We start from the raw sequence: 1,074 nt of genomic DNA, 5'->3' as shown, positions 1-1,074 counted from the left end.
CTGAAGGATCCCCTCATAAATCAGCCATAGCATAGCCATATTTGAGCAACTGATTGGCGAATAATACCCAGGCCGCCAGCAATTCTTTCTCCGTGATTTGATAATCAGGCCGCCTGAGTACCTCCAATCCCAAGCGAATCGTTGAGAGTACCGTTCGATGCCCAATGGTATTGGCCTGAAAATGCTTATCCCAGCCCTGTTGCTGTGCGTGTAAACCAACTAGCCACAACAGGCATTGAACCATCAACGCTATCAGTAGGATGATGTCGAATCGCTCTGGACTGTTGGTACGACTTTGGCGTAAGCCAAAGCCGTATGCCGGGCTTTTGAGGTCACGAAAGGTTTCCTCTATTTGCATACGTTTGGCGTACAGGTTTACCAGCTGCTTTGGGCTCCGAGATTCTGGTGGTAAATTGCTGGCTAACACCCAAGGCTCTTTCGCCGATGTTGAGTACGTTTTTGCCGATGGATGGTGGCAATTAGTCCTCGTTGAACGCTGATTTGTACGCCCCTTAGGTTTGCTACGATAAAGCGTGAGATGGCAATTGATAGGGTTAGTTTTGGTCAAGGTCTTACAACCCAGGCTCTTCGCTTGACCGTTGGCCAAGTCATGTGTACTGCGAACTGCACGCCAATTTTCAGCGCCAATATCTGCAAATTGAACTGTACCGCGAATACGGCTTAGCCAAAACCAACCATGCGCCTCAACCTCTTTGTACCAAGGCACTTTGAACCCCGCGTCAGTCACGATGAGAGGGGTAACATGCAAAGGTAAAATCTTGGCTAAGTCCGCTAAAAAACCGTTGTGGGAGGCCTTAGAGCATTGTTCTGATAGGGGATAGGACTTCTCATACAGGGTAATAGAGCGGCCATTGAAGGCTATTGAGGCGCGCAGAGCCATGATGCGTTTATGCTCTCGGATGTCTGACCAATCGACGAGCACAATCGGCATAGGGTTACCAGAACAGATGAGGCTGGCATGCCATTGGTAGACAGCTAACCGTTCTTGATGCAGATGCGTGTTGCCGAGCAAACGATCAATGCGCTTGATGTTGTGCTTGGTTCGGGCCGTGG

1 protein-coding gene is annotated in these 1,074 nt (G+C 49.6%); it reads right to left on the bottom strand.

Features of this window, described 5'->3' with window-relative positions:
• Nucleotides 1-13: 13 nt before the first annotated feature.
• The coding region (locus L5M17_RS22865) for an IS4-like element IS10A family transposase (RefSeq protein WP_263149286.1) at nt 14-1,074 on the bottom strand (1,061 nt) is incomplete at its 5' end.

Origin of the sequence: Shewanella sp. SW24 (genome assembly GCF_025653395.1) — a bacterium.
In the GTDB taxonomy this organism is placed as follows: domain Bacteria; phylum Pseudomonadota; class Gammaproteobacteria; order Enterobacterales; family Shewanellaceae; genus Shewanella; species Shewanella oncorhynchi.
The sequence above is the reverse complement of the archived record's forward strand: the minus strand, read 5'-3'. Positions and strand labels throughout refer to the sequence as shown.